The following is a 25,185-nucleotide window of genomic DNA, read 5'->3' as shown; positions in this document are numbered from 1 at the left end:
CTGGAAGAAGGCGGTCAGTCCATCGTCATCGTGGCGATGTCGATGAACCAGCTCTTGGGCTGCACCACGTTCTTGACCCTGGCCGACATTGCGCGCGGACCGACGTCGTGCGCGATCCACACGAAGGGCGCGTCGTCCACGATGTGCGTGTGCAGCTTGGCGAGCGCGGCGTCGCGCGCCTTGTCGTCGAAGCTGGTGCGCGCATCGGCCACCAGCTTGTCGACCTCGGGGTTGCCGTAGTAGCCCCAGTTGTTCGACACCGGCGGGAAGGCCTTGGTGCTCACGAAGCGCACCATCGCGAAGAACGGGTCCATGGCCGCGAAGCTGATGTTGACCGCATTGGCGCCGTTGGCCGACGGGTCCTTCGCGCCCTTGCGCCAGTTGGTGAACAGCGTGTTCCATTCGATCACGTCGAACTGCACGTCGAAGTAGCACTGCTTGAGCGACTGCTGCGCGAACTCGTTCATCGGCAGCGGCTGCATCTGGCCCGAGCCCGAGGCCGAGAGCTGCACCTTCACCTTGATCGGCTTGGCGGCCGAGTAGCCGGCCTGCGTCATCAGCGCCTGCGCGGCTTTCACGTCGTATTTGATGTCGAAGGTGGGCTTGCCGAACCACGGGTGGCCCGGCGGCACCGTGCCCTTGGGCTCGGCCATCATCCCGCCCAGCAGTTGTTTCATGCCGCCGCGGTCGATGCACAGGTTGGCCGCCTGGCGCACGCGCTTGTCGAGCCAGGGCGAGCCTTCGGCGAACGAGAGCTGCCACGGCCACACGTGCGGCTGCGCGTTCGAATAGATCTTGAAGCCGCGCTGCGTGATCTGCGCCATGGCGTCGGGCGCGGGCGCCTCGATCCAGTCGACCTGGCCGCCCAGCAGAGCGGCGGTGCGCGCATTGGCCTCAGGCATCGGCAGCATCACGACCTTGTCGATCTTCGGCACGCGCCTGGCGTCCCAGTAGCCCTTGTTGGCGGCCAGCTCAAGGCGCTCGCGTGCCACGAAGCGCGTGACCTTGAACGGGCCCGAGCCGGCGGGGTCGGCGGCGAAGGCTGTCCAGGCGGCCTTGGCCTTGTCGGCGGGCGTGGCGCCGGCAGCTGCGTCGAACTTCTTCTGCCAGTGCGCGGGCGAGGCCATGAACAGGTTCGTGAGGTTGATCGGCAGGAAGGCGTCGGGCTCGCTGGTGGTGAGCTCGACCGTCATGTCGTCGATCTTGCGCGCCGACTTGAGCGTGGGCATGCGCGAAGCCGTCACGCCGACCTGGCTGGGGTCGAACTGCACGGCTTCCTTGTCGAGCACCTTCTGCACGTTCCACACCACGGCGTCGGCGGTGAAGGCCGAGCCGTCGTGGAACTTGACGCCGGGGCGCAGCTTGAAGACCCACTTGGTCTTGTCCTTGGCGTCCACCGCCCACGAAGTGGCGAGGCCGGGAATCAGCACGCTCGGTGCGTCGGCCTTCGACAGATCCCACTGTGTGAGCGAGTCGTAGATCGGAATGCCGGTGAAGCGGTTGCCCTCGAAGCCCTGGTCGGGCTGGCCCAGCGTGCGCGGAATGTCGGCTGCCGTCATGGCGATGCGCAGCGTCTTTTCCTGGGCCATCGCGTGGGGCGCGGCCAGGGCCAGGATGGCGAGCGCCGCGCAGGCGGCCAGGGGCTTCAGGAACAGGGCAGGGGCAGCACGCTTCACATGGAACTCCGTTGGGTGGAATGGCGAAAAGGACGAAAGGAAACTCTCAAGCACGACATGTGCCAGCAGGCGATCAGTCCCTGCCTGGCCTAGGGCCATGACAGCGCGATCTCGCGCCTCGCGCAGCGCAGGTCCATCTCGACTTCCATGTCCACGATCGGCGGCCGCGCAAGGTGCCAGGTCAGGCCGGTGGTGAGTGCGCCGCGCTGCACGATTTCGTCGAACACCAGCGCGCCGATGTCATGCACCGTGTAGGCCTGCACCGCCGCGGCATCGCGCCAGCCGAAGCCCAGCACGGCGAGGCGGCGTTCCATTTCAGTCATCACGTAGCCGAGCTTGGCGCGCAGGCCGTCGGGGCTGGTGTCGCCCAGGCGGACCATCACCTCGCGGTAGCTGGCATGGCCGTCGGGCGCTTCGCCGCCGCCCGAAACCACGAAGCTCGGCGGCCCGGCATCGTCGTCGGCCGGCACGGTGTACGAGAAGGCCTGGAAGGCCGGCGTGGCCGGTGCGCCGACGCGCGGGCACACGTTGGTGCGCGCCACCGGGTTGTGTTCGCCGCGCAGCAACTGCCAGCGCTCGAGCGTGCCGGCATAGATGCGGTTGAAGTCGTGAAAGCCGCGCTCGGAGAACGGCGCGGGCGAGCGCAGTTCGCAGGCGCACAGCGCGGTGAGCGGCCGGCCGATGGCGCGCAGATGCGCCGCGATGGCGTCGAAGCCGTCGGCCAGCGGTACGGCCTGCTGAAAGCGCACCCGCTCGATGGCAAAGCCGGGCAGCGCCGCCACGCCGGCGGAATACTGGAACACGCCCTTCGCGTAGCGGTAGCCGCCCTCGGGGAACGCAGTGGTTTCGGTGCTTGTGGTTGTCATGCCGTCTTTCCTCGTCAGCGCCCAATGTAGGGAGCGACGAGGCCGACGGGAAGGCTCATTTCTGCACGCGCGTGTTGCCGGAATCAGAACGCGGCACCGCGTTGGAGCCGTAGCGCCCCATGCTGGTGGCCAGCATTTCGAGCAGCGCGCGCGATGCCGGCGACTGGCGCTGCCCTGGCATCGTGAGCAGGCTGGTCGCGGTGGCGGCAAAGTCGCGCTCCTGCAGCGGCACGGCGCACAGGTCGCCGTTCGACACCTCGTGCAGCGCCGCATAGCGCGGCAGGAAGGTGATGAGGTCGCTGTTGCGCACCACGCCCTTGGTCATGTCGAGCGTGCTGGTCTCGATCACCAGGTCGAGCGACACCTGCGTCTTCGATGCGATGCGGTCGACCAGGTGGCGGATCTGGAACGAGCGGTCGGGCAGTGCCACGCGGTGGCCTTCGAGTTCGCGGAACGACACGCTGCGCCGCCGCGCCAGCGCATGCGTGGGCGCGACGATGGCGCACAGCGGCTGCTCCAGCCGCGCATGCTCGCGGAAGGCGTGGCGCTCGGGCAGGTTGAAGGCCAGCGCGATGTCGATGCGGCCTTCCTGCAGCGCTTCGAGCACCGCGCGCGAGCCCACCACCGAGGCCTGCAGCTTCACCTGCGGATGCCGCTTCTGGAAGCGCGCCAGGTTGTTCGCAAGGAAGTGGCTGACCATGCCTTCGATGCTGCCGACGCGCACTGTGCCAACGGGCTGGCCGATCAGCTCCTGCAACGCGCCGCGCAGTGCCTCGCTGTTCTGCAGCGCCTGGTCGGCATGTGCGAGCACCAGCTCTCCGGCCGGCGTGAGGGTGGTGCGGTTGGCACGGCGGTCGAGCAGGGCGGTCTGCAGTTCGCCTTCGAGCTTGGCGATCTGGCGGCTGATGGCGCTCGGCGCCACGCCCAGTTGCTCCGCGGCGCGGCGCAGCGAGCCGGCCTTGGCGGTCTCGCGAAAGTAAAGCATTGCCGTGGACAGCATGGCGGTTTCCTGTTTTTTCGTTCTCGCAAGGCCTGCGCCGGCCGAACCTTCGGCCGAATGGCGCAGCACGTCAAGCAACGGGCGTGCCCCGGGGCAGGCGGGGTCGCCATCCCGTATATGCCGTCCGACCGATGGACGCGGCGGAGCCCGTTTTTGACAATGCAACCGATTGCACCGAAAGTCTGTGGGCGAAGGGAACAGAACCGATGACAACACTGACGCAGGGTGCACGTGGCGCCGACGTTCGCAGATTGCAGGAGGCATTGAACCGGAAGCTCCAGCCGAACCCCGGGCTCGTGCTCGACGGCGACTACGGCCCGATTACCCGGATTGCGGTGCGCCGCCTGCAGGCCGCGAACTGGCTCGCCGAAGACGGCGAGGCCGGCCCCTGCACGCAGAACCTGGTGTTCGGCAATGAGTGCCACGCGCCGATCCTGCATCCCGTCGCGCTGATTCCGCAGCCCACGCCCGGCCAGTGCTGGGCCGCCTGCACGGCCATGATCACGCGTTCCAACGTGCAGGCGGTGGTGGCGCGCACGCCCACCGAGCTGATCGGCGACGACGGCGGCCTGCGCACCTTCGCGAATGCCGACGACGCCATGACGGCCGATGCGCTCTTTGCGTCCGCGCACGGCCTGACGGTGCGCCCGCCGGTGCCCTGGTCGGTCGGCCAGTTGCGTGCCGCGCTGCAGCACGGGCCGCTGATGTTCGATCTGCCATGGGGTGCGAGGGGGTATGCTGCCGGTGTCGGCCGCCCGGGCCACATGGTGCTCGTCGTGGGCATTCGCGGCGACGACGATCCCGGCGGGCGCGGCACCACGCTGCGAATCTTCGACCCCTGGCCGCCGGGCAAGGGCGCGCGCAGTTCGGTCAACCATGTCAAGTGGAGCCAGCAGGTGCCCCGGAACGCCTGTCGCGTGTTCTCGCATCCGTAGCCCGGCGGGAGGGCGCCAGGGGGGCGATGCGACAATCCCAGCGCCATGACAGACACCCTCACGATCACCCGCCCCGACGACTGGCACCTGCACGTGCGCGATGGCGCCGCCCTCGAAGCCGTCGTTCCCCACAGCGCGCGCCAGTTCGGCCGCGCGCTGATCATGCCCAACCTGCGCCCGCCCGTGACCACCGCCGCACAGGCCGTGGCCTACCGCGACCGCATTCGCGCCGCCGTGCCCGAAGGCACGGCCTTCGAGCCCGTGATGTCGCTCTACCTCACCGACAAGCTGCCGCCCGAAGAGATCGCGCTGGCAGCCGAAGCCGGCGTGCGCGCGCTCAAGCTCTACCCGGCCGGCGCCACCACCAACAGCGATGCCGGCGTGACCGACATCCGCAAGACCTACAAGACGCTCGAGGCCATGCAGAAGCACGGCCTGCTGCTGCTGGTGCATGGCGAAGTGACCGACCCCGCCATCGACCTGTTCGACCGCGAAGCCGTGTTCGTCGACCGCGTGATGATTCCGCTGCGCCGCGACTTCCCCGAGCTGAAGGTGGTGTTCGAGCACCTGACCACGAAGGAAGGCGCCCACTACGTGCGCGACGCCGGCCGCTTCACGGCAGCCACCATCACGGCGCACCACCTGCTGTACAACCGCAACGCCATCTTCACCGGCGGCATTCGCCCGCACTACTACTGCCTGCCCGTGCTCAAGCGCGAGACGCACCGCGTGGCGCTGGTCGAGGCGGCCACCAGCGGCAGCGACCGCTTTTTCCTGGGCACCGACAGCGCACCGCACCCGGCGCACCTGAAGGAGCATGCGCTGGGCTGCGCTGGCTGCTACACCGCGCTCACGGCCATCGAGCTGTACGCCGAGGCCTTCGACAGCGTGAACGCGCTCGACAAGCTCGAAGGCTTCGCGAGCTTCCACGGCCCCGACTTCTACGAACTGCCGCGCCACACCGACACCATCACGCTCAAGCGCGAAAGCTGGACCGTGCCGGAAACCGTGCCTTACGGCGATGCCACGCTCAAGCCCTTGCGCGGCGGTGAAACGATGAACTGGAAGCTCATGTAATGAGCGCGGTTGGCACGCCGACGAGTACCACGGCCAAAAACATGGCCGTGTTTATCGATGCGGACAACTTGAACGATGCCACGGCGCTGGACCATGTTCTGTTGGCATTGCGATCGATGGCCGACCGCGTGATTTACAGGCGTGCCTATGGCCGGCCTGAGAGTCTCAAAAGCATCCATGCCGTCCTTTGGAAGCACGGCGTTCGGCCTGTAGCCAACCTTATCGTCGACAAGACGACGACCGATAGTGCGCTGGTGATCGACGCCGTAGAAGCGGTGTGCACCAACGACATCGACATCGTTGCGATCTGTTCGGGCGATGCGGATTTTGTTCCGCTCGCCATCTGGTTGCGAGAGAAGGGGTGCAAGGTTCTTTGCTACAGCCTCGCTAACAAGATATTCGCAAACCCCGACAGCTTCTACGACGATGTAGTGTTGCTGGACGTGGTGGAAGCAGTGGAACCCGTCGAGATTCGGCTAGCGGTAGGCGCTCTGTCCACAGCGGAGCAGGAGCCAGCGCCGGTGAGCAAGCCGCCGGCGGCAGCGGCGAAGACGGTGGTTGCGCCACCGGTCAATGCAACTGTTGTTGCGGGGCCGTCGATCAAGAAGATTCTTTCAATTCTCCCTGAGCTCAAGAGCAAGGAGCCCGTGCATCTGAGCCTGATCGCGAAGAAGTTGCGCGATGCCGGGGTGCTCGCGGAGAAAGCAAAGCCAGTGCTGCTGTTTCGCCGCCACCCCGCGCAGTTTGAATTGAAGCCTGAGCGCCAACCGAATACCGTCAGATACCGGGGCTGAGTTCGGCAGGTAACTTCCCATTGAGAAATATGACCAATAACCTTCGTGTGATGCTGCTGATCGACGCCGACAACGTCTCGGCCGATGTGATCGAACAGGCCGTGCAGCGCACGATGGATGAATACGGCGCCATCCACGTGCGCCGCGCGTACTGCAACGCCGAGATGGCGGTGAACCGGCAGGCGATGTTCAAGCGGCTGTCGGTGCGGCCGATGGTGAACCTGTCTGCGGGCAAGAACAGCACCGACATCGCGCTTTCGGTCGATGCCATCGACCTCGCCATCAACGAGCGGCCCGACGTGGTGGTGCTGGTGTCTTCCGACTCCGACTTCGCGCCGCTCGTGATCCGACTGCGCGAAAAGGGCTGCCGCGTCTGCGGCATCGGCCAGCAGGGCAAGACGGGCGAAGAGACGGTCGGCATCTACGACGCCTTCATGGACCTCGCGCACCACGCGAGCACGAAGCCCGCGGTGCGCACCGCGCCTGCGAAGAAGGCGGCTGCGGCCAAGTCGGCGCCCGCGAAGACCGCGCGGGCCAAGGCTGCGCCTGCTGCCAAGAAGGCCGCGGCCAAGACGCCGGCCCGCAAGACGGCGAAGGCTGCCAAGGCTGCGCCGCCACCGCAGCAGCAACAACCGCAAATCTCCGAAGCGGCCGAATTCATCCTGCAGGCTGCACCGGCCTTGCGCAGCGGCAACGACGTGCCGCTCAACGACGTGGCAAAGGCCCTGCGCACGGCAGGCCTGCTCGGCAAGCACGGCAGCTCGCTCAAGCTTTTCGACAAGCTCACGTCGGAGTTCGCGGTGATGCAGCACCCTGACCGCATCCGCTGGACGGGCGCGCCCGCGCCTTGACCCTGCCGGCGGTTGATTGGGCGCAGCCGTGGCTGGCGCCCTATCGTTCGAGCGGCGGCGCGGTAGAGCAGGCCGCGCGGCACGCCGGGGTGGCCGCCGCCCTGCAGGCAGTCAAGCCTGCGCAGGCGCCCGATTTCGTGCATCAGGACGCGCTGCCCGCAGGCCAGGCCTACGAGGCCCACATCTTCCAGACCCGCACGGTCCCCACGCGCGACAACCTGCACGATCTTTTCAACGGCCTCGTCTGGCTCGCCTTTCCACAGACCAAACGTCGGCTCAACGAACTGCAGGCGACCGAAATCGCGCGCAGCGGCGTCGCAGCCGCGCGAGGCCCGCTGCGCGATGCGCTCACGCTGTTCGACGAGAACGGAGCGGTGCTCGATGCGCCACCGGCGCTCTGGCAGGCGCTGATCGCACGCGACTGGCACACGCTGTTCGTCACGCAACGCGGGCTGTGGAGCGAAGCCCGCCTGCTGCTCTTCGGCCATGCGCTGCTCGAAAAGCTGGTCACGCCGCGCAAGCCCATCACCGCGCATGTGCTGCTGACGCACGACGCGGCCGGCCCGGCTGCGTTCGATGACGCGCGCATGGCGCAGGCGCTCGACGCGCGGCAGCTCGAACGCAAGCCCTTCGTGCCGCTGCCGGTGCTCGGCGTGCCCGGCTGGTGGGGCGGCAACGAGGTAGCGGCGTTCTATGCCGATCCGCAGGTTTTCAGGCCCTTGCCGGGCCGGGGAATACCGGGGGCATAGAACTTTTGCTCCTATCATGGCTCTACCGGCTGCCGCCGACCGGAGCGCCCAGAACGCACTACAACACCCAGGGCCTCCATGCCGCGCACGGCTTGAAGAGAGCCTCGGGGCCCTCATCTGGGTGGCAGGTTTCCCCACGGAGAATTCAACTTGAAACGTATCCTTCTGTTCGTTTTGACCAATGTGATGGTCGTCGCGGTGCTCGGCGTGGTCGCCAGCCTGCTGGGCGTCAATCGCTTCCTCACGGCCAACGGGCTCAACCTCACGGCGCTGCTCGGCTTCGCGCTGGTGATGGGTTTCGGCGGCGCGATCATCTCGCTGCTCATCAGCAAGCCCATGGCCAAGTGGACCACCGGCCTGCGCATGATCGACAACCCCCAGTCGCCCGACGAGGCCTGGATCGTTGGCACGGTGCGCAAGTTCGCAGACAAGGCCGGCATCGGCATGCCCGAGGTCGGCATCTTCGAAGGCGAGCCCAATGCCTTCGCGACTGGCGCGTTCAAGAACTCGTCGCTGGTGGCGGTGTCCACCGGCCTGTTGCAGGGCATGACGCGCGAAGAGGTCGAGGCCGTCATCGGCCACGAGGTGGCCCACATCGCCAACGGCGACATGGTCACGATGACGCTCATTCAGGGCGTGATGAACACCTTCGTCGTGTTCCTGTCGCGCGTGATCGGCTACGCGGTCGACAGCTTCCTGCGCCGCGGCGACGACCGTTCGTCGGGCCCCGGCATCGGCTACTACGTGAGCACCATCGTGCTGGACATCGTGCTCGGCTTCGCCGCCGCGATGGTGGTGGCCTGGTTCTCGCGCCATCGCGAGTTCCGCGCCGACGCCGGTGCGGCCGCGCTGATGGGCCAGAAGCAGCCAATGATCAACGCGCTCGCGCGCCTCGGTGGCCTGCCGGCCGGCGAACTGCCGAAGGCCGTGGAAGCCATGGGCATCACCGGCAGCATCGGCAAGCTGTTTGCCACGCACCCGCCGATCGAAGAGCGCATTGCGGCGTTGCAGAACGCGCAGCGCTGATCAGTCGGTCGCGGCAAGTCCGCGGCACCATGAAAAAAGCCGCCACATTGCTGTGGCGGCTTTTTTGTTTGTGCGGCGTGTTCAGTCTGCTTCGGGTGCTTCGGGCGCTTCAGGAGCTTCGGGCGCCTCGACGGCCTGCGTCGTTGCAGCCGGCGCCGCAGGTGCCTCGCGATCGGCGCGTGCGCGTTGCAGCGTGCGCGTCACATCGCCATGCTTCATGCCGTACATGTCGGCGAACTCCTGCTCGCTGCGTCCGCTGGCCTCGAAGGCGCGGAGCAGCGCCTCGCGCTTGGCGGCCTGCTGGGCGAGTTCGGCCAGGGCCTCGTCCACCACGGCGTTGTTGTTCTCGTCACGCGAGCGCACCAGCACTGCATAGGCTTCGCGATCCAGGCCCGAGGCCTCGACGGCCTTGGCGATGCGCGCGACCAGCTGCGGGCGCAGGTCTTCGCCGTTGGCACGCTGCAGGCGGCGGCGGTGCAGCTCGAGGATGGCGTGGTGCACGTGCTCCGGCGCGACCGGGTCGAGCGCGTTGCCGTCGAGGTCGTGGCGCGCCAGACCGGCGGCCACGGCCTCCAGATAGCGCGTGGAGCGCGCGTGCTGGCCCATGGCGATCTTCAGGTCTTCGGCCTTGAAGTCTTCGGGGTGGCGCGCGAGCAGTTCCTCGTACACGCCGAGCTTCAGCGGCACGAAGCGCGCGCCGAAGAGCTGCGGGTACAGCTCGAACAGGCGCTCGAGCACCGGGTTGACCTTGCGCGGCGCGCGCTGCGGTTGAGCCGGTGCCTGGCCTTGCGCACCCTGCTTGCGCGGCTGCTGTTGCTGCCGCTGCGGGCGCTGGTTGCCTCCGCCCTGGTTGTTCTGGCGGGGCGGGCGGGACTGGCGAGGTTCACGGGGCTCGCGCGGTTGCTGCGCGGGAGTTTCCGCGCTGGTGCTCGTGCCCGAATCCGCATCGGGGCCGGCCTGCAGCTGCTTCAGCTGATCGGCCATGTCCAGTTGCTGACGCCGGGGCGGGCGCGCGTTCGTCTTCGGGGTGGCGGTGGAAGCGTCGGTCATGCGGGGGGCGCGGCGAGGGTCGCGATGGAATGAAAGGGAAAGAAATGAAGTCCGGTTTGGCGCCTTCAGCGCGGCCGGAACATCCTGAAGAGATTGTCGGGGCTGACTTCGAAATAGTCCGCCGGTCCGCCGCCGCGCAGGATGGGCTGCGCCGCGGCGGTGTCGTAGATGCCGTCCTTCAGCAGGTGGCGCGCAATGTGCACGCCCACCACTTCGCCGAGGATCAGCCAGGTTTGCACGGGTGTGCCGTCCACGCCCTCGAGCTGCAGGATCTGCGTGAGCCTGCATTCGAAGGACACGGGGCTTTCGGCCACGCGCGGCACCGCGATGGTTTGCGAGGCGGCGGTCGTGAGCCCGGCGAGCTCGAACTCGTTCACCTCAGGCGGCACGGCGGCGCACGAGCGGTTCATCTGCTCGGCCAGCGGCCGGGTCGCCAGGTTCCAGCCGAACTCGCGCGTCTGGCGGATGTTGTGCAGGCTGTCCTTGGCGCCGATGCTGGCGAAGCCGACGATGGGCGGCGTGTAGTTGAAGGCGTTGAAGAAGCTGTAGGGCGCGAGGTTGAGCACGCCGTTCGCGTCCTGCGACGAGATCCAGCCGATGGGGCGCGGCCCGACCATCGCGTTGAACGGGTCGTGCGGCAGGCCGTGGCCCTTGGCGGGTTCGTAGAAGTGAAAGTCGTCGTTCGCCATCGATGTCCTCAGTGGCCCAAGGCCGAAGCCTGCGCCGCCTGCCGGCCGATCAGCAGCCGGAACGGCAGCAGCATCAGCACGCCGACGGCGAGCTTCACGGCGAGGTCACCCAGCGCCCACGTGAACCACGGGCCTTCGGTGCCCGCGAAGGCGATGCCCCAGAACACGATGCTGTCGAGCACCGCCGCGATCACCGTGGCCACCAGTGGCGCGCGCCACCAGAGGCCGCGCCGCAGCCGGTCGAACACGCCGATGTCGAGCAGCTGGGAGGCAATGAAGGCCAGCCCCGAGGCGGCCGCGATGCGCACCGGCGCGAGCAGCAGCGAGATGCCCACGGCAACCGCAAAGCCGACCCATGCCACGCGCCGCGCCATGCCCGGGCCGAAGCGCCGGTTGACGAGGTCGCTCACGAGGTACGCCACCGGGTAGGTGAAGGCGCCCCAGGTCAGCCAGTCGTTGATGGCGAACTGCACGAGGATGTTGGAAGCCAGCACCACGGCTGCCATCGCGAGCGTGGCGGCGGTCAGTTGGCCGAGGGTGGGGCGCTCGAAGTGCATGGCTTGCATCAGACGCTCGCGGTGCGTTCGCGTTCGGCCTCGGCCAGCACGCCGTGCGCCACGGCCTCGGCCACCTTGATGCCATCGACACCAGCCGACAGGATGCCGCCCGCGTAGCTCGCGCCTTCGCCGGCAGGGTAGAGGCCGCGCACGTTGAGGCTCTGGAAGTCGTCGCCGCGCGTGATGCGGATGGGCGACGAGGTGCGCGTCTCGACGCCGGTGAGCACCGCGTCGTGCGTGTCGAAGCCCTTGATCTTGCGGCCGAAGGCGGGAAAGGCCTCGCGCATGGCTTCGATGGCGTAGGCGGGCAGAGCCTTGTGCAGGTCGGTCGGCGTCACGCCCGGCTTGTACGACGGTGTCACGCTGCCGAGCGCCGTAGAGGGCTTGCCGGCGATGAAGTCGCCCACCAGCTGGCCGGGCGCGCGGTAGTCGCCGCCGCCGAGCACGAAGGCATTGCTTTCGAGTTCGCGCTGCAGCGCGATGCCCGCGAGCGCATCGCCAGAGGAATTGGATTCCCATCCTGGGAAGTCACGTGGGTCGATGCCCACCACGATGCCCGCATTGGCGTTGCGCTCGTTGCGCGAGTACTGGCTCATGCCGTTGGTGACTACGCGGCCCGGCTCGCTGGTGGCCGCGACCACGGTGCCGCCTGGGCACATGCAGAAGCTGTAGACCGAGCGGCCGTTGCTCGCGTGGTGCACCAGCTTGTAGTCGGCCGCACCGAGCAGCGGGTGGCCCGCATGGCGGCCCCAGCGTGCGCGGTCGATCAGGCCCTGCGGATGCTCCACGCGGAAGCCGATGGAGAAGGGCTTGGCCTCGATGTGCACGCCGCGCTTGTGCAGCATCTCGAAGGTGTCGCGCGAGCTGTGGCCGAGCGCCATCACGACGTGGTCGGCGCGCAGCTCGCTGCTTTGGCCGGTCGTCTGGTCGAGCACGGTGAGGCCGCGAAGGTGTCCGTCTTCGATGTGCACGTCGGTCACGCGCTGCTCGAAGCGGATCTCGCCGCCCAGCGCCACGATCTGCTCGCGGATGTTCTCGACCACCTTCACCAGCTTGAAGGTGCCGATGTGCGGATGCGCGACATAAAGAATTTCGGGCGGCGCGCCAGCCTTCACGAACTCTTCCATCACCTTGCGGCCGAGGAAGCGCGGGTCCTTGATCTGGCTGTAGAGCTTGCCGTCCGAAAAGGTGCCGGCGCCGCCTTCGCCGAACTGCACGTTCGACTCGGGGTTGAGCACGCTCTTGCGCCACAGGCCCCAGGTGTCGCGGGTGCGCTGGCGCACGGTCTTGCCGCGTTCGAGCACGATGGGCTTGAAGCCCATCTTCGCGAGCATCAGCGCCGCGAAGATGCCGCAGGGGCCGAAGCCGATCACCACCGGCCGTGCCGTGCCTTCGGCCGCATTGGCCGGCGGCGTGTAGCGCATGTCGGGCGCGGCCTGGATGTGCGGGTGGCCCGCGTGCTTCGCGAGCAGGGCGGCTTCGAGCTTCGCGTCGGCCAACTGCACGTCGCAGATGTAGACCGTGAGCAGTTCGACCTTGCGCGCGTCAAAGCTGCGTTTGTAGACGGTGTGGGAGGCGATCGCGTCGAGCGGAACGTCGAGCGTCCTGGCGATCAGGGTGACCAGCGCGTCGGGCGCGTGGTCGAGCGGGAGTTTGAGTTCGGAGATTCTCAGCATGGCGGCGTAGGGCTTGTGTTTATCAAGCAGGCCGCGCATTTTACGCGCCGAGGGCGCTATGAAAGCTATAGCTGGATCAGGCGGGCAGGAAGCCTTCGACCGAAAGGTACCGCTCGCCCGTGTCGTAGTTGAAGCCCAGCACCACCGCATCGGGTGCCAGCGAGGGCAGCTTCTGCGCAATGGCCGCGAGCGTGGCGCCCGACGAGATGCCGACCAGAATGCCTTCCTCGCGCGCGCAGCGGCGGGCCATTTCGCGCGCCGGTTCGGCGTCGACTTGCAGCACGCCGTCGAGCAGTGAGGTGTCGAGGTTCTTCGGGATGAAGCCCGCGCCGATGCCCTGAATGGGGTGTGGCGCCGGCGCGCCGCCGGAAATGACTGGCGAAGCCACCGGCTCGACCGCGAACACCTGCAGCTTCGGCCATTTCTTCTTCAGCACCTGCGCCACGCCCGTGATGTGGCCGCCCGTGCCCACGCCGGTGATCAGCACGTCGATGCCATCGGGGAAGTCGGCCGCGATTTCTTCTGCCGTGGTGCGCACGTGCACTTCGACGTTGGCGGGGTTGTTGAACTGCTGCGGCATCCACGCGCCGGGCGTGCCGGCCACGATTTCCTCGGCGCGGGCGATGGAGCCCTTCATGCCGTTGGCGCGCGGCGTCAGGTCGAATGAGGCGCCGTAGGCCAGCATCAGGCGGCGGCGCTCGATGGACATGCTGTCGGGCATCACCAGGATCAGCTTGTAGCCCTTGACGGCCGCCACCATGGCAAGGCCGATGCCGGTATTGCCCGAGGTGGGCTCGACGATGGTGCCGCCGGGCTTGAGCGCGCCGCTCTTCTCGGCGTCTTCCACCATCGACAGCGCGATGCGGTCCTTGATCGAGCCGCCGGGGTTGGCGCGCTCCGACTTGATCCACACCTGCTGCTTCGCATTGCCGAACAGTCGGTTGATGCGGATGTGCGGTGTGTTGCCGATGGTCTCGAGGATGTTCTGGGCCTTCATGGATGGAGTCTCCTTGGATCGATGCGTTTGTCGGACGAACAGCGCGCATTGTGAGACCAGCCCGAAGGCGCGCTCGGGTAGAGGCGATAATCCGCCCCGTGAAGCACGCCAGACCGCCGCTGGTGCAAGTCTCGAAAGAGCGCACTGGAGGAACGTCCGGACTGCATAGGACAGCGCAGGAGTTAACGACTCTCCACCGTGAGGTGAGGATCAGAGCAACAGAGACGAGCCGATTAAGTTCGGGTGAAACGGGCAATCTCTGCGCGCAGCAACACCAAGTAGGCCAGTATTGAGGTGGTTCCGCTGAGCTGGCGGGTAGGTGGCATCGAGCCGTCTGGTGACAGACGGCCCAGAGTAATGGCGGTCACGTCGAAGGCTTCGCAAGAGGCCTTCGATGCACAGAATCCGGCTTATCGGCGGGCTTCACACTTTTCTTCTTTCTCCCGTTCCGTTTTTTCGCGCCTTCGGCCCTGAAGGCGGGCGGCAGCCTTGCTGCTGGCAAGGATTGGTAGTTACCCGTACAATCGATAGCATGCTAATTAATAGGCGGCTATCGTGAGTGACCAACCCAACCCTCAACCGACGCGCGAACAGGCGCTGATGCGGCTTGGCACGTCGCTGGCGGTGCTGCAGCGCGGTTATCGCGCCGCGGCGGACAAGGCGGTGGCGCACGTCGGCGTGTCGCAGACGCTGGCCTACCCGATCGTGATGCTCGGGCGCATGAACGGCGAGGTGCGCCAGGGCGTGCTGGCCGAGGCGCTGGGCATCGAGGGGCCGTCGCTGGTGCGCTCGGTCGACCAACTGGTGGAAGCCGGCCTTGTAGAGCGCCGCGAAGACCCGGCCGACCGCCGCGCCAAGACTCTGCATCTCACCGAAGCCGGCAAGGCCGCCTGCGAGCCCATCGAGGCGGCGCTGACGCTGATGCGGGTGTCGCTGTTCGACGGCGTGTCCGACGAGGACGTCGCCGCCTGCCTGCACGTGTTCGGCGTGCTCGAGGAGCGCATGGGCGTTCGTTCCGTGCAGAGCCCGCCGCCGCAGGAAGGGCGCAGGTAGCAGCAGATGGCCGCGTTCAGCCTGCCGCGCTTCAGCCGCGCGGAGCTTCTCTTTTCCGGCAAGAGCTTCGCCGCGGCCATGCTGGCGATGTACCTTGCCAGCCGCGCCGGCCTGCCGCGCCCGTTCTGGGCGCTCATGACCACCTACGTCGTTGCCCATCCACTGGCTGGCGCCGTGCGTTCGAAGGCGGTGTACCGCTTCTTCGGCACGCTGATCGGCAGCACCGCGACCGTGCTGCTGGTGCCCGCGCTGTCCAATGCGCCGGAGCTGCTCACGCTGGTGCTCGCGCTGTGGGTCGGGCTGTGCCTGTGCATCTCGCTGTTCGACCGCACGCCGCGTTCGTATGTGTTCATGCTCGCGGGCTACACGGCGGCGCTGATCGGCTTTCCCTCGGTGCAGACGCCGCTCGCGCTGTTCGACACCGCCGTGGCGCGCGTGGAAGAAATCGGCCTCGGCATCTTCTGCGCCACGCTGGTCCACAGCCTCGTGCTGCCCGCGGGGCTTGCGCCGACCGTGCTGGGCCTGCTCGACCGCACGCTGCAGGACGCGCGCAAATGGCTCGGCGACCTGCTGCAGCCCGCCGGCCGCAGCAGCAACGCTGACCCGAAGCGCCTCGACGATGACCGCCGCCGCCTCGCCGGCGACATCACGCAGCTGCGCCTGCTCTCCACCCACGTGCCCTTCGACACCACGCACCTGCGCTGGACCGCCGGCGCCATCCGCGCCATGCAAGACCGCGTTGCCGCGCTCACTCCGGCCCTGTCGGCCGTCGAAGACCGCCTGCAGGCGCTGGAGCAGGCCGAAGGCCGGCTGGCTCCCGATGTGGCCGCCGTGCTCTCGCAGGCCGCACAGTGGCTGCGCGAAGAAGCCGAACCCACCGGCGATGCAGCAACCCGCGCCGAACGCCTGCAAGCCCTGCGCCGCGCCATCGACGCACTGAGCGTCACGCCCGCGAACGCGCAGCAACAGACTCCATGGGGCCGCGCCCTGCGCATCGGCCTCGCAGGTCGCCTCGAAGAACTCGTCGACGGCTGGACCGCCTGCGCCCAGCTGCGTCTCGACATCGACGAAGGCCTGAAGGGCGCCGCCCCGTTGCGCCGCACGGCAGCGCTCGGCAGTCGCGTGCTGCATCGCGACTACGGCATGGCGCTGCTTTCCGCGCTCGCCGCCGTCATCGCCATCTGCCTGTGCGGCGCGTTCTGGATCGTCACTGGCTGGCCCATGGGCTCGGCCGCGACCATGATGGCCGCCGTCTTCTGCTGCTTCTTCGCCACCATGGACGACCCCGTGCCGGCGATTCACGGCTTCCTGAAGTGGACGCTGTTGTCCATTCCGATCTCGGCGCTCTATGTGCTAGTGCTGATGCCCACGGTGCAGGACTTCGGCATGCTCGTGGTGATCTGCGCGCCGCTCTTCCTGCTGCTGGGCCTCTACCTGCCGCGCCCGACGCATTTCATGCCCGCGATGGCGATGATTTTCGGCGTGGCCGGCACGCTCGCGCTGCACGACACGGCCAGCTCCGATCTCGTGAGCTTCCTCAACAGCATGATCGGCCAGATCGTCGGCGTGGTCGTTGCGGCGCGCGTCACCCGCCTGGTGCGTTCGGTGGGCGCCGACTGGAGCGCGCGCCGCATCCAGCGCGCCACCTGGCGCGAGCTCGGCGAGATGGCCGCGTCTTCTCAACCGCAGTATGCGCAGAGCGACGCCTATGCCGTGCGCATGCTCGACCGCATCGGCCTGCTCGCGCCGCGCATCGCGCAGGCCGGCGGCACCGTCGAAGGCGTGGCGGCCAACGACGCGCTGCGCGACCTGCGCATGGGTGCCGACATCGCCGTGCTGCAGCGCGTGCGTGCCCAGCTGCCGCTGGTCACGTCGGCCGCGCTGCTGGGCGGCATCTCGCGCTTCTTCCGCCAGCGTTCGGAAGGCCGCATGAATCCGCGTCCGCCGGGCCTGCTGTCGCAGATCGACGAGGCGCTGAACGCAGTGCTAGAAGCGCGCGACACCGCTGCTTCATCGACTTCGCGCGCCGCCGTCACCGCACTGGTCGGCCTGCGCCGCAATCTTTTTCCCGACGCGCCGCCGATGTTGGGCGCGTCCAAGCAAGGAGCTTCCGCATGATCGGCGAAGCCAGTTTCTACGGCCTCTACCTGCCCTGGATCATGGTGCTGGCCCTCGGCGCGCTGCTCGCGCTGTGGGGCGTGCGCCGCCTGCTCGCGGCCACCGGCGTGTACCGCTGGGTGTGGCATCCGGCGCTGTTCGACATGGCGCTCTACCTGCTGCTGCTCTACGCGCTGAGCCGCGTCACCTCCTACCTCCAATAAACAAATAGACAAAGAGATCTCCATGAAAGCCACCACCAGTCCTTCCGCAGAAAACCCGTGGGCCCAGCGCCTCGGGCGCGTTCTTTTCACCGTGGTCGTGGTGGCCGCCGCCGTGTGGGCCGGCCTGCGACTGTGGGACCACTACGAACTCGCGCCGTGGACGCGCGACGGCCGCGTGCGCGCCAACGTCGTGCAGATTGCGCCCGACGTGTCGGGTCTCGTCACCGCAGTGCCGATCAAGGACAACCAGCCGGTCGCTGCCGGCACGCTGCTGTTCGAGGTGGACCGTGCGCGCTACGACCTCGCCGTGCGCCAGGCCCAGGCCGTGCTCGCCGCGCAGCGCGCCCAGAGCGCCCAGGCGCAGCGCGAGAACACGCGCAACACGGGGCTCGACGACCTGATATCGAAGGAGTCGCGCGAACAGACCCGCTCGCGCGTCGAGCAGATGCAGGCCGCGGTTGCGCAGGCCGAGGTGGCGCTCGATTCGGCTCGCCTCAACCTGCAGCGCGCCGAGGTGCGCGCGCCCACCGACGGCCTCGTTACCAACCTCGACCTGCGCCAGGGCAGCTACGCCGCGGCGGGCCGCCCGGTGCTCGCGCTGGTCGATGCGCAATCGTTCTACGTCGAAGGCTATTTCGAGGAAACCAAGCTGCCGCGCATCCACCTCGGCGACCGCGTGCGCGTCACGCCGATGGGCGGCGGCGCGGTGTTCGAAGGCGCGGTCGACAGCGTGGCTGCCGGCATCGCCGACCACGACCGCTCCACCAGCGCCAACCTGCTGCCCAGCGTGAACCCGACCTTCAATTGGGTGCGGCTCGCGCAGCGCATTCCGGTGCGCATCAAGCTCGATCCGCTGCCGCAGGGCGCGCGCCTCGTCGCGGGCCAGACGGTGACGGTGCAGGTGCTGGAGAACAAGGCGGCGCAGAAGACGGCGGCAACGACCCCAGCGCCGCAGAAGGGATGAACAGCATGACCCGCTTCGCATTTCGCCTTGCATCGCTGGCCGTTGCCGCCGGGCTCGCGGCCTGCGCGGCGGTCGGCCCCGACTACAAGCAGCCGCCCGAGGCGCTCGCCAGCCAGAGCGCTGCCGGCAAGCCATTCGCCGAGGCACCCGCCAACGCCGCGCCGCTGCCCGCGCACTGGTGGCGCCTGTATCACGACCCGCTGCTCGACAAGCTCGTCGAACAGGCCCTCGCGCACAACACCGACCTGCGCCAGGCGGTGGCCAACCTCGAGCGCGAACGCGCCATCGACGACGAAGTGGCCGGCGGCAAGTACCCCACCATCGGCGTGAACGGCGGTCCGTCGTTCGGCCACCAGTCGGGCATCCAGTTGCTGCAGCGCGGCTACGAGCCGCCGAGCACCTTCAACTACGGCCTGGGCGCCTCGCTGTCGTACCAGGTCGACCTGTTCGGCCAGCTGCGCCGCGCCATCGAAGCCTCGGCCGCCAACACCGAAGCGGCCGAAGCCGCGCTCGACCTGGTGCGCGTCAACGTCGCCGCGGGCACCGCGCGCGCCTACGCCGAAGCCTGTTCCACCGGCTTGCGCCTGGAGATCGCGCAGAAGTCCGTCGACCTGCAGAAAGACGCGGTGAACGTCACCGAGCGCCTGCAGAAGGCCGGGCGCGCCGGCGCCATCGATGCGGGCCGCGCGCGTGCGCAGCTGCAATCGCTCAACGCCGCGCTGCCGCCGCTGCAGGCCAGCCGCCAGGCCGCGCTGTACCGCCTGGCCACGCTCACCGGCGCGCTGCCGCAAGATTTTCCGCGCGAGGTCGCCGGCTGCAGCACGCCGCCGCGCGTGGCCGGCGTGCTGCCCGTGGGCGACGGCGCGCAGCTGCTGCGTCGCCGGCCCGACATCCGCCAGGCCGAGCGCACGCTGGCCGCGTCCACCGCGCGCATCGGCGTCGCCACGGCCGACCTGTACCCGCACGTGTCGATCGGCCTGTCGGCAATGTCGGCCAGCACCGCCGCCGATTTCGGCCGCAAGGACAGCATGAGCTACAGCCTCGGCCCGCTGATCTCGTGGACGATTCCGAACACCGGCGTGGTCCAGTCGCGCATCGCGCAGGCCGAAGCCGGCACGCGCGGCGCGCTCGCCAAGTTCGATGGCACCGTGCTCACCGCGCTGCGCGAGACCGAGACCGCGCTCGGCAACTACGCCCGCGAACTCGACCGCCGGGCCGCGCTGGAAGCCTCGCGCGACCAGAGCGCCATCGTCGCGCGGCAGGCGCGCCAGCTGTACCAGAACGGCCGCACCGGCTACCTCGATTCGCTCGACGCCGAGCGCGCGCTGGCCGCGAGCGAGTCCGCACTGGCCGCCAGCGAAGCGCAGCTGTCCGACGACCAGGTCATGCTTTTCATGGCACTGGGCGGCGGCTGGGAGCCTGAAGATGCGAACCTTGCGCAAGGCAACCTGACCGGCGGCGCAACCACCACCAAGCAATGACCGCAGCCATCGCCTCCGCGCCACAGCGCCGCCCGCACGCGCCGCTGTGGCTGCTGGCGCTGGTCACCTTCAGCGGCACGCTGGCCATGCACATCTTCGTGCCCGCGCTGCCCATCGCCGCAAAGAGCCTCGGGGCTGGCATCGGCGCCATGCAGATGACGGTGAGCCTCTACATCTTCGGCCTGGCAGTGGGCCAGCTGGTTTACGGCCCGCTGGCCGACCGCTACGGGCGGCGGCCGGTGCTGCTGTTCGGGCTGGGGCTTTATTGCGTGGCGGGTCTTGCGGCCGTGGTTGCGCCCGAAGTGCATTCGCTCATCGCGGCGCGCCTGTTCCAGGCGGTCGGTGGCTGCGCCGGCCTCGTGCTCGGCCGCAGCATCGTGCGCGACACGGCCGAGCCGCAAGAGGCCACACGTCGCCTCGCGCTGATGAACCTGATGGTCACCATCGGCCCGAGCCTCGCGCCGCTGCTCGGCGGTGCGCTCGCCACTGCGCTGGGCTGGCGCTCGATCTTCTACGCGCTCTTTGCCCTCGGTGTCATCGGCTTCCTGTTCACCTGGCGCCTGCTGCCCGAAACCGGCGCGCCCGGCGTGGCCGTCAATGCGCGGGACCTCGCGCGCAACTACAGGAAGCTGCTGGCCTCGCCGGCGTTTCTGGGCTTCTCGGTCGGTGGCGGCTGCGCCACCACGTCGATGTATGCCTTCATCGCCTCGGCGCCCTTCATCTTCGTGGACCAGCTGCACCGGCCGGCGCACGAGGCGGGCATCTACCTGGCCATCCTGGTGTCGGGCGTGTGGCTCGGCAGCTTTCTCACCAGCCACCTGATCTCGCGCGTGCGGGTCGACCGCCTCATGGTTCGCTCGAATGCGCTGAGCGTGGCTGCGGCCTTCGTGCTGCTGGGCGCGGCGCTTGCCGATCACCTTTCGGTGCCGCTCATCGTCGCCTGCATGTTCCTGTTCACGGTTGGTGCCGGCATGGCATCGCCGGCGGCGCTCACGCAGGCGATCAGCGTGAACCCGCAGGTCATCGGCTCGGCCTCGGGCCTCTACGGCTTCACGCAGATGGCCGTGGGCGCGCTGTGCACCGCGCTCGCCGGCATGGGCCACCGCAACCCCGCACTGGCCTCGGCCATCGTGCTGGCGGGGGCGGGCATCGTGGCGCAGCTGTCGTTCGCGGTGGCGCTGCGCGCGCAGAAGCGCGCAGCCGCAGCCCTCAGCGCGTGAAAAGCCAGCCCCCCTTGGGCTGGCGCATCAGCTCATGGCGCTTCACGGCGCGCTCTTCGCCGTCGTCGCCCACATAGACCACCTCGAAGCGCAGCAGCTTCGGCGTGACCATCTTCCAGTTCTGGATGCGCTTCACCGTCACGCAGGCGGTCTTGTCGTGGTACTGCATTTCCGACATCGGGCCGCCCTGGAAGCCCGTGCCGTCGAACAGGCGGCCGGACGCTGCAAAGGGGTTGAGCACCGCGCCGTTGCGCGCGGTGATGCAGCCCTCGGTCCGCACGAAGGACTCGATGGTCGGCGAGGCGCTGCGCACCACCTTGCCGACGGCCGGGCTGGGCGGCTTGCCGCCGATGGCCTCGCGGATGCGCTCGACCTGTTCTTCTGTGATGGGCGCCAGGCCGTCCTTCGAGACCACGGCAGGCGGTGGTGCCGGTGGCGCGGGCGGCGGTGGTGGCGCGAAAAGCGTACAGCCCGCCACCAGTGCCAAAGGCACGGTGCAGGCCAGGGCGGTGCTCGGTGGTCCGAACTTCATGGCTCAGTCTCCCTGACGGCGGCCCATCGGGGCCGCTGGCTGAAAATTGCAGGCCGCGAACATGCGGTGCATCGTCGTTGTCGTCCTCTTTCTCTTCTCTTCTTTTTCTTCGTTGTTGTTCTAGAAGCGTTCGTGGGGTGCGAGATAGCGCCACTGGCCGGGCTGCAGCCCCGCCAGCGGCACGCGGCCGAGGCGGATGCGCCGCATCGCCAGAATGCGCAGGCCCACGCCGTCGCAGATGTTGGCAATCTGCCCTGGCCGCGCGCCCTTGAGCGCGAAGCGCAGGCCCGTTTGTTCGTCGCTCTGGCGGCCGATGCTCACGCGCGCCGGCGAGCGCTCCAGCCGCGCCAGCACCTCGGGGCTCACCGGGCCGGCCACGTCCACCATCACCTCGTGTTCGAGGATTCCGGCGTCTTCCTGCAGCTTGCGTTCGATGCGGAACTCCTGCGTGTACGCGACCAGCCCGCTGGCGCCGGTTTCGAGCGGCGTCATGCAGCGCTGTGCCTTTGCATGCGCCGGCAGAAAGCGCTGTCCGGCGCGCTCGGGCTCGTGATGGTTCGCAGCCACCAGCAGGCGGTGCGCGGTGTCGGTTGCCATGCCGGCAGGCTTGTACAGAAGCAATGTGACAGGCACCACAGGCTCGGGCTTGGCGCCGGCCTCTATCTCGACCTGCTGGTGCGGCAGCACGCGCGACTGCGGCAGCATCTGCGGCACGCCGTCGACGCGCACCGCGCCGTTCTCTATCAGCAGTTCGGCTTCGCGGCGCGACACGCCGGCCATTGCGGCCACGCGCTTGGCAAGGCGGATGCCTTCGTCTTCGACAGGAGCAGTTTTCATGTTCATCGGGGCGCCGCCAGTTGGCGGATGCGCGCCACGTGCGCGGCCAGCGAACGGGCCGCCACCGGCCACATGCGTTCGGACACGTCGTCGTAGGCCAGCGGCAGCCATTCTTCGGGCGTGCCTTCGGGCAGCTTCTGCATGGCAGCAGCGATCTTGGCTTCGCGCCTCAGGCGGTGCGCCTTCAGCATGCCGATGGCGGTGCGTGCAAAGCCGATCGCGTAGCCGTGCGCGGGCAGGATGAACTCGATGCCGCCGGCCTCGCAGGCCGCGTCGAGCGTGTCGAGCGAATCGAGGTACGCCGTCATGTCGCCATCGGGCGGATCGACCACCGTGGTGCTGCCGTTGAGGATGTGGTCGCCGGAGAACAGCAGGCCGTCTTCTTCCAGCACCAGGCACAGGTGGTTGGCTGCATGGCCGGGCGTGTGGATCACGCGCAGCGTGTGTGAGACGGGCTCACCATCGGCAGCGGCACCCGACAGCACGAGGCGCTCGCCATCGGCCAGTTCGCGCTCGGGCGTGAAGCGCGCGGTGGCACGCGCGGTCGGCTTCGAGGCCAGGCCCAGGATCGGCGGCTTGCCGTTCTTGCACAGCGCCTGCAGCGGCGCCGCACCCGGCGAGTGATCGGCATGCGAGTGCGTGCAGACGATCATGCGGATGTCGCCCTTCGTAGCGCGCCACAGCCGGCCGATGTGGTCGAAGTCGTTCGGGCCCGGGTCGATCACGATGTAGCCCGTGGCCGCGTCGCCCACGATGTAGCTGTTGGTGCCCGGGCCGGTCATCGCGCTCGGGTTGGGCGCGGTGAGGCGCATCATGTTCTTCAGCAGCGGCACTGGGTGCTCGCTCTGCCAGTCGAGCGCGTGCAGGAGCTGGCCATCGGGGCACACCAGAGCGAGTTCGCCATAGGGCGACTCGTGTTCCATGTAGCGCGCGTCCTCGCCCTTGAGCAGGCCGGCGCGCGGGCAGCTGGTCCACAGCGGGGCCTCGCTGGCACAGGCCGCGAGCAGGGCATCGACGGTGGGGTACGCGGCCATGCGCTGCAGCGTGCGCACGGTCGGGAAAATCATGAAGAAGGTGCCGGCCTCATGGCGCGCGAGTGCATCGGCCGGATGCACCCAGCTGGGCTCGAACTGCTCGCTCTCGTCGGCAGTGGGCGTCTGGCCTTCGGGCATGCGCGCCACCAGAAAGGGCACGTCGAAGCGCTTGGGCAGGTCGCGGTCGGTCATCCAGTGCGCGAAGGTGAACACGCGGTCTGAGTCGAGCACCAGCCCGCGGGCCGCGCACTGGTCGGCAAAGGCGGTGCCGGCGGTGTTGCCGCGGTCCATTGCCGCGACTTCTTCGGCTCTGACAGGGCTTCCGTCGGCATGGTGTGCGAGCAGGATGCCCAGCTCTTCGAAAGCCTCGCGAATGGCCGCGATGGCCTGCGTGCGCTGCACGCGGCTTTGTGTGTGGCGGCGCGTGGCGATGCGCTTGGCCGCTTCGTCGGCGTCGTCGATGTGGCCGCCGGGAAAGACATACGCGCCGGGCGCGAAACTGGCTGTGGCCGAGCGGCGGGTCATCAGCACTTCGATGCCGGTGGCGCTGTCGCGCAGCAGCAGCACCGTGGCGGCCGCGCGCAGGGGCGCGGGCTCGCGTGGGGTGTGTAGTTGTTGGGAGGAACGGACCATGGGGCAATTATGGGGAGCAGGCGCGATACATGCATGTCGCCGCGCATAAGCTCATATGGAATCGGGCATCAGCGGCGCGCCACAATCCGCGCTTGCACTGCGTGCATTGAAGACAAAAGACTGAACGACCGAAAGACTGTCATGGCCCATTCTCCACTCACTCGTCTTGCCCGCCGCGTATTGCTGCTGGCCGCGGCCTCGCTAGCTGTGCCTGCGGCCTTCGCTCAACAGGACTGGCCGCAGCAACCCGTCACGCTGATCATGGGCTTTCCGGCCGGCTCGGGCGTCGACGTGGTGGCCCGCGTCATCCAGGAGCCGCTGGCAAAGCAGCTGGGCCGGCCCGTCGTCATCGACTACAAGTCTGGCGCCGCAGGCAACATCGCCAGCGACTACGTGGCCCACTCGAAACCCGACGGCTACACGCTTGCCTTCGGCACAGCCGCCACGCACGGCAGCAACGCCGCGCTCTACAAAAAGCTGCCCTTCGACGTGGAAGCCGACTTCATTCCGGTGGCGCCGGTGCTCGACGTGTCGAACGTGCTCACCATCAATCCCGACGTGATCAACGTCAAGACCTTGAAGGAATTCGTCGAGCTGGTCAAGGCCAACCCCGGCAAGTACAACTATGCATCTACAGGCAACGGGGCAGGCACGCACATGGCCTTTGCCGAATTCAATTCGCGCCTGGGCCTGAACATGGTGCACGTGCCCTACAAGGGCGGCCCTGAGGCCATCACTTCGGTGGTGCGCGGCGAGACCTGCTGCATCATGAACCAGGTGCAGACCATCCTTCCGCACTACAAGGCCGGCAAGGTGCGCCTGCTGGGCGTGACCACCGCAGCGGCCGTGCCGGCGGTGAAAGAAGTGCCCACCATCGCATCGAGCGGCCTGCCGGGCACCAAGGGCTTCGACAGCTCGATCTGGTTCGGCATCTTCGCGCCCAAGGGCACCGACCCGCAGATCGTCGACAAGCTCAATGTCGCCGTGAAGGCGGTGCTCGAGCAGCCCGAGATCCGCGAGCGCTTCGAGAGCCAGGGCAACACCGTGCGCATCGAATCGCCGGCTCAGTTCAAGAAGACCGTGCACGACAATCGCGTGAAGTGGGCCGAAGTCGCGAAGGCCGCGAACATCAGCATCGACTGAGCTGCCAGCTACGGGCCGTGGTTC

The 25,185-nt window shown here is 68.2% G+C and carries 23 protein-coding genes, 1 other RNA gene and 2 pseudogenes; 15 read left to right on the top strand and 11 right to left on the bottom strand.

All coding sequences use genetic code 11. The features are described from left to right. Positions 1-14 precede the first annotated feature (14 nt). From ACSFCA_RS24705 to ACSFCA_RS24695, 3 genes are all read right to left on the bottom strand, one after another. Complete coding sequence (locus tag ACSFCA_RS24705; RefSeq protein WP_435461113.1) at positions 15-1,676, bottom strand: ABC transporter substrate-binding protein; 1,662 nt, start codon at positions 1,674-1,676, stop codon at positions 15-17. 89 nt (positions 1,677-1,765) lie between these two features. Next, on the bottom strand, positions 1,766-2,542 hold the full coding sequence (cnbZ, locus tag ACSFCA_RS24700) for a 2-amino-5-chloromuconate deaminase CnbZ (RefSeq protein ID WP_435461112.1): 777 nt from the start codon (positions 2,540-2,542) through the stop codon (positions 1,766-1,768). A gap of 55 nt (positions 2,543-2,597) precedes the next feature. Beyond that, entirely contained in the window at positions 2,598-3,542 is a 945-nt protein-coding gene (locus ACSFCA_RS24695) for a LysR family transcriptional regulator (RefSeq protein ID WP_435461111.1), read from the bottom strand. Positions 3,543-3,748: 206 nt separating this feature from the next. Between ACSFCA_RS24695 and ACSFCA_RS24690 the strand changes: the two genes are divergently transcribed. From ACSFCA_RS24690 to htpX, 6 genes are all read left to right on the top strand, one after another. After that, positions 3,749-4,477, top strand: coding sequence for a peptidoglycan-binding protein (locus ACSFCA_RS24690; protein ID WP_435461110.1), 729 nt, complete (start codon positions 3,749-3,751; stop codon positions 4,475-4,477). Between the two features lie 45 nt (positions 4,478-4,522). Continuing rightward, a complete protein-coding gene (pyrC, locus tag ACSFCA_RS24685) occupies positions 4,523-5,554 on the top strand; it encodes a dihydroorotase (protein WP_435461109.1) in 1,032 nt (343 codons plus the stop codon). Beyond that, positions 5,554-6,348 (top strand): NYN domain-containing protein, encoded by a 795-nt coding sequence (locus ACSFCA_RS24680; RefSeq protein ID WP_435461108.1) that lies wholly within the window; start codon positions 5,554-5,556, stop codon positions 6,346-6,348. Before pyrC ends, ACSFCA_RS24680 begins: the two co-directional genes overlap by 1 nt. A 29-nt stretch (positions 6,349-6,377) precedes the next feature. Beyond that, positions 6,378-7,199: an NYN domain-containing protein gene (locus ACSFCA_RS24675; protein WP_435461107.1), complete on the top strand. Its 822-nt coding sequence runs from the start codon at positions 6,378-6,380 to the stop codon at positions 7,197-7,199. Further along, a complete protein-coding gene (locus tag ACSFCA_RS24670) occupies positions 7,196-7,948 on the top strand; it encodes a DUF3025 domain-containing protein (RefSeq protein ID WP_435461106.1) in 753 nt (250 codons plus the stop codon). Before ACSFCA_RS24675 ends, ACSFCA_RS24670 begins: the two co-directional genes overlap by 4 nt. 150 nt (positions 7,949-8,098) lie before the next feature. Beyond that, positions 8,099-8,974: a protease HtpX gene (gene htpX, locus ACSFCA_RS24665; RefSeq protein WP_435461105.1), complete on the top strand. Its 876-nt coding sequence runs from the start codon at positions 8,099-8,101 to the stop codon at positions 8,972-8,974. Between the two features lie 81 nt (positions 8,975-9,055). On the opposite strand, the gene ACSFCA_RS24660 is transcribed toward htpX, so the two are convergent. The 5 genes from ACSFCA_RS24660 to cysK form a co-directional block, all read right to left on the bottom strand. Further along, positions 9,056-10,024: a ProQ/FinO family protein gene (locus tag ACSFCA_RS24660; protein WP_435461104.1), complete on the bottom strand. Its 969-nt coding sequence runs from the start codon at positions 10,022-10,024 to the stop codon at positions 9,056-9,058. Between the two features lie 65 nt (positions 10,025-10,089). After that, a complete protein-coding gene (locus ACSFCA_RS24655; protein ID WP_307616416.1) occupies positions 10,090-10,713 on the bottom strand; it encodes a flavin reductase family protein in 624 nt (207 codons plus the stop codon). 8 nt (positions 10,714-10,721) lie between these two features. Continuing rightward, a complete protein-coding gene (locus ACSFCA_RS24650; RefSeq protein ID WP_435461103.1) occupies positions 10,722-11,279 on the bottom strand; it encodes a VUT family protein in 558 nt (185 codons plus the stop codon). Then, the gene (locus tag ACSFCA_RS24645; protein WP_093173146.1) at positions 11,279-12,946 is read right to left on the bottom strand and encodes an NAD(P)/FAD-dependent oxidoreductase; all 1,668 of its coding nucleotides are present in this window, start codon (positions 12,944-12,946) and stop codon (positions 11,279-11,281) included. Before ACSFCA_RS24645 ends, ACSFCA_RS24650 begins: the two co-directional genes overlap by 1 nt. Positions 12,947-13,022: 76 nt before the next feature. Beyond that, positions 13,023-13,943: a cysteine synthase A gene (gene cysK, locus ACSFCA_RS24640; protein WP_093078546.1), complete on the bottom strand. Its 921-nt coding sequence runs from the start codon at positions 13,941-13,943 to the stop codon at positions 13,023-13,025. 100 nt (positions 13,944-14,043) lie between these two features. On the opposite strand from cysK, the gene rnpB reads away from it, so the two are divergent. From rnpB to ACSFCA_RS24600, 8 genes and pseudogenes are all read left to right on the top strand, one after another. Continuing rightward, positions 14,044-14,372, top strand: an RNA gene (rnpB, locus tag ACSFCA_RS24635) — RNase P RNA component class A. Between the two features lie 171 nt (positions 14,373-14,543). Next, the gene (locus ACSFCA_RS24630; RefSeq protein WP_435461138.1) at positions 14,544-14,996 is read left to right on the top strand and encodes a MarR family winged helix-turn-helix transcriptional regulator; all 453 of its coding nucleotides are present in this window, start codon (positions 14,544-14,546) and stop codon (positions 14,994-14,996) included. Positions 14,997-15,002: 6 nt separating this feature from the next. After that, positions 15,003-17,114, top strand: a complete 2,112-nt coding sequence (locus ACSFCA_RS24625; RefSeq protein WP_435461102.1) for an FUSC family protein — start codon at positions 15,003-15,005, stop codon at positions 17,112-17,114. After that, positions 17,098-17,145: pseudogene (locus ACSFCA_RS24620) on the top strand (hypothetical protein); the annotation flags it as partial. The gene ACSFCA_RS24625 and the pseudogene ACSFCA_RS24620, both read left to right, overlap by 17 nt. After that, positions 17,132-17,317: pseudogene (locus ACSFCA_RS24615) on the top strand (DUF1656 domain-containing protein); the annotation flags it as partial. The pseudogenes ACSFCA_RS24620 and ACSFCA_RS24615, both read left to right, overlap by 14 nt. A gap of 22 nt (positions 17,318-17,339) precedes the next feature. Beyond that, entirely contained in the window at positions 17,340-18,281 is a 942-nt protein-coding gene (locus ACSFCA_RS24610) for an efflux RND transporter periplasmic adaptor subunit (protein ID WP_435461101.1), read from the top strand. After that, positions 18,278-19,762 (top strand): efflux transporter outer membrane subunit, encoded by a 1,485-nt coding sequence (locus tag ACSFCA_RS24605; protein WP_435461100.1) that lies wholly within the window; start codon positions 18,278-18,280, stop codon positions 19,760-19,762. Before ACSFCA_RS24610 ends, ACSFCA_RS24605 begins: the two co-directional genes overlap by 4 nt. Then, on the top strand, positions 19,759-20,982 hold the full coding sequence (locus ACSFCA_RS24600; protein ID WP_435461099.1) for a multidrug effflux MFS transporter: 1,224 nt from the start codon (positions 19,759-19,761) through the stop codon (positions 20,980-20,982). The genes ACSFCA_RS24605 and ACSFCA_RS24600 overlap by 4 nt, the downstream gene beginning before the upstream one ends. Here ACSFCA_RS24600 and ACSFCA_RS24595 read toward each other — a convergent pair. The 3 genes from ACSFCA_RS24595 to ACSFCA_RS24585 form a co-directional block, all read right to left on the bottom strand. Next, on the bottom strand, positions 20,972-21,514 hold the full coding sequence (locus tag ACSFCA_RS24595; RefSeq protein ID WP_093078555.1) for a hypothetical protein: 543 nt from the start codon (positions 21,512-21,514) through the stop codon (positions 20,972-20,974). The two genes, ACSFCA_RS24600 and ACSFCA_RS24595, sit on opposite strands and share 11 nt — an antisense overlap. Before the next feature lie 120 nt (positions 21,515-21,634). Continuing rightward, positions 21,635-22,357, bottom strand: coding sequence for an RNA pseudouridine synthase (locus ACSFCA_RS24590; protein WP_435461098.1), 723 nt, complete (start codon positions 22,355-22,357; stop codon positions 21,635-21,637). After that, positions 22,354-24,018: an MBL fold metallo-hydrolase gene (locus ACSFCA_RS24585; RefSeq protein WP_435461097.1), complete on the bottom strand. Its 1,665-nt coding sequence runs from the start codon at positions 24,016-24,018 to the stop codon at positions 22,354-22,356. The genes ACSFCA_RS24590 and ACSFCA_RS24585 overlap by 4 nt, the downstream gene beginning before the upstream one ends. Positions 24,019-24,159: 141 nt before the next feature. On the opposite strand from ACSFCA_RS24585, the gene ACSFCA_RS24580 reads away from it, so the two are divergent. Then, positions 24,160-25,161 carry a Bug family tripartite tricarboxylate transporter substrate binding protein gene (locus tag ACSFCA_RS24580; RefSeq protein WP_435461096.1) on the top strand — a complete coding sequence of 334 codons (1,002 nt, stop codon included), beginning with the start codon at positions 24,160-24,162 and terminating at the stop codon, positions 25,159-25,161. Positions 25,162-25,185 lie beyond the last annotated feature (24 nt).

It is taken from the genome of Variovorax multivorans, from assembly GCF_051216835.1.
GTDB lineage: Bacteria > Pseudomonadota > Gammaproteobacteria > Burkholderiales > Burkholderiaceae_C > Variovorax.
Note: the sequence above shows the minus strand (reverse complement) of the source record. Positions and strands in the feature narration are given on the sequence as shown.

Coding starts and splice junctions, on each gene's coding strand:
- cnbZ (WP_435461112.1), bottom strand. CDS start 2,542: ATGACAACCACAAGCACCGAAACCACTGCGTTCCCCGAGGGCGGCTAC.
- ACSFCA_RS24695 (WP_435461111.1), bottom strand. CDS start 3,542: ATGCTGTCCACGGCAATGCTTTACTTTCGCGAGACCGCCAAGGCCGGC.
- ACSFCA_RS24690 (WP_435461110.1), top strand. CDS start 3,749: ATGACAACACTGACGCAGGGTGCACGTGGCGCCGACGTTCGCAGATTG.
- pyrC (WP_435461109.1), top strand. CDS start 4,523: ATGACAGACACCCTCACGATCACCCGCCCCGACGACTGGCACCTGCAC.
- ACSFCA_RS24680 (WP_435461108.1), top strand. CDS start 5,554: ATGAGCGCGGTTGGCACGCCGACGAGTACCACGGCCAAAAACATGGCC.
- ACSFCA_RS24675 (WP_435461107.1), top strand. CDS start 6,378: ATGACCAATAACCTTCGTGTGATGCTGCTGATCGACGCCGACAACGTC.
- ACSFCA_RS24660 (WP_435461104.1), bottom strand. CDS start 10,024: ATGACCGACGCTTCCACCGCCACCCCGAAGACGAACGCGCGCCCGCCC.
- ACSFCA_RS24655 (WP_307616416.1), bottom strand. CDS start 10,713: ATGGCGAACGACGACTTTCACTTCTACGAACCCGCCAAGGGCCACGGC.
- ACSFCA_RS24650 (WP_435461103.1), bottom strand. CDS start 11,279: ATGCAAGCCATGCACTTCGAGCGCCCCACCCTCGGCCAACTGACCGCC.
- ACSFCA_RS24645 (WP_093173146.1), bottom strand. CDS start 12,946: ATGCTGAGAATCTCCGAACTCAAACTCCCGCTCGACCACGCGCCCGAC.
- cysK (WP_093078546.1), bottom strand. CDS start 13,943: ATGAAGGCCCAGAACATCCTCGAGACCATCGGCAACACACCGCACATC.
- ACSFCA_RS24630 (WP_435461138.1), top strand. CDS start 14,544: ATGCGGCTTGGCACGTCGCTGGCGGTGCTGCAGCGCGGTTATCGCGCC.
- ACSFCA_RS24625 (WP_435461102.1), top strand. CDS start 15,003: ATGGCCGCGTTCAGCCTGCCGCGCTTCAGCCGCGCGGAGCTTCTCTTT.
- ACSFCA_RS24610 (WP_435461101.1), top strand. CDS start 17,340: ATGAAAGCCACCACCAGTCCTTCCGCAGAAAACCCGTGGGCCCAGCGC.
- ACSFCA_RS24605 (WP_435461100.1), top strand. CDS start 18,278: ATGAACAGCATGACCCGCTTCGCATTTCGCCTTGCATCGCTGGCCGTT.
- ACSFCA_RS24600 (WP_435461099.1), top strand. CDS start 19,759: ATGACCGCAGCCATCGCCTCCGCGCCACAGCGCCGCCCGCACGCGCCG.
- ACSFCA_RS24595 (WP_093078555.1), bottom strand. CDS start 21,514: ATGAAGTTCGGACCACCGAGCACCGCCCTGGCCTGCACCGTGCCTTTG.
- ACSFCA_RS24590 (WP_435461098.1), bottom strand. CDS start 22,357: ATGAACATGAAAACTGCTCCTGTCGAAGACGAAGGCATCCGCCTTGCC.
- ACSFCA_RS24585 (WP_435461097.1), bottom strand. CDS start 24,018: ATGGTCCGTTCCTCCCAACAACTACACACCCCACGCGAGCCCGCGCCC.
- ACSFCA_RS24580 (WP_435461096.1), top strand. CDS start 24,160: ATGGCCCATTCTCCACTCACTCGTCTTGCCCGCCGCGTATTGCTGCTG.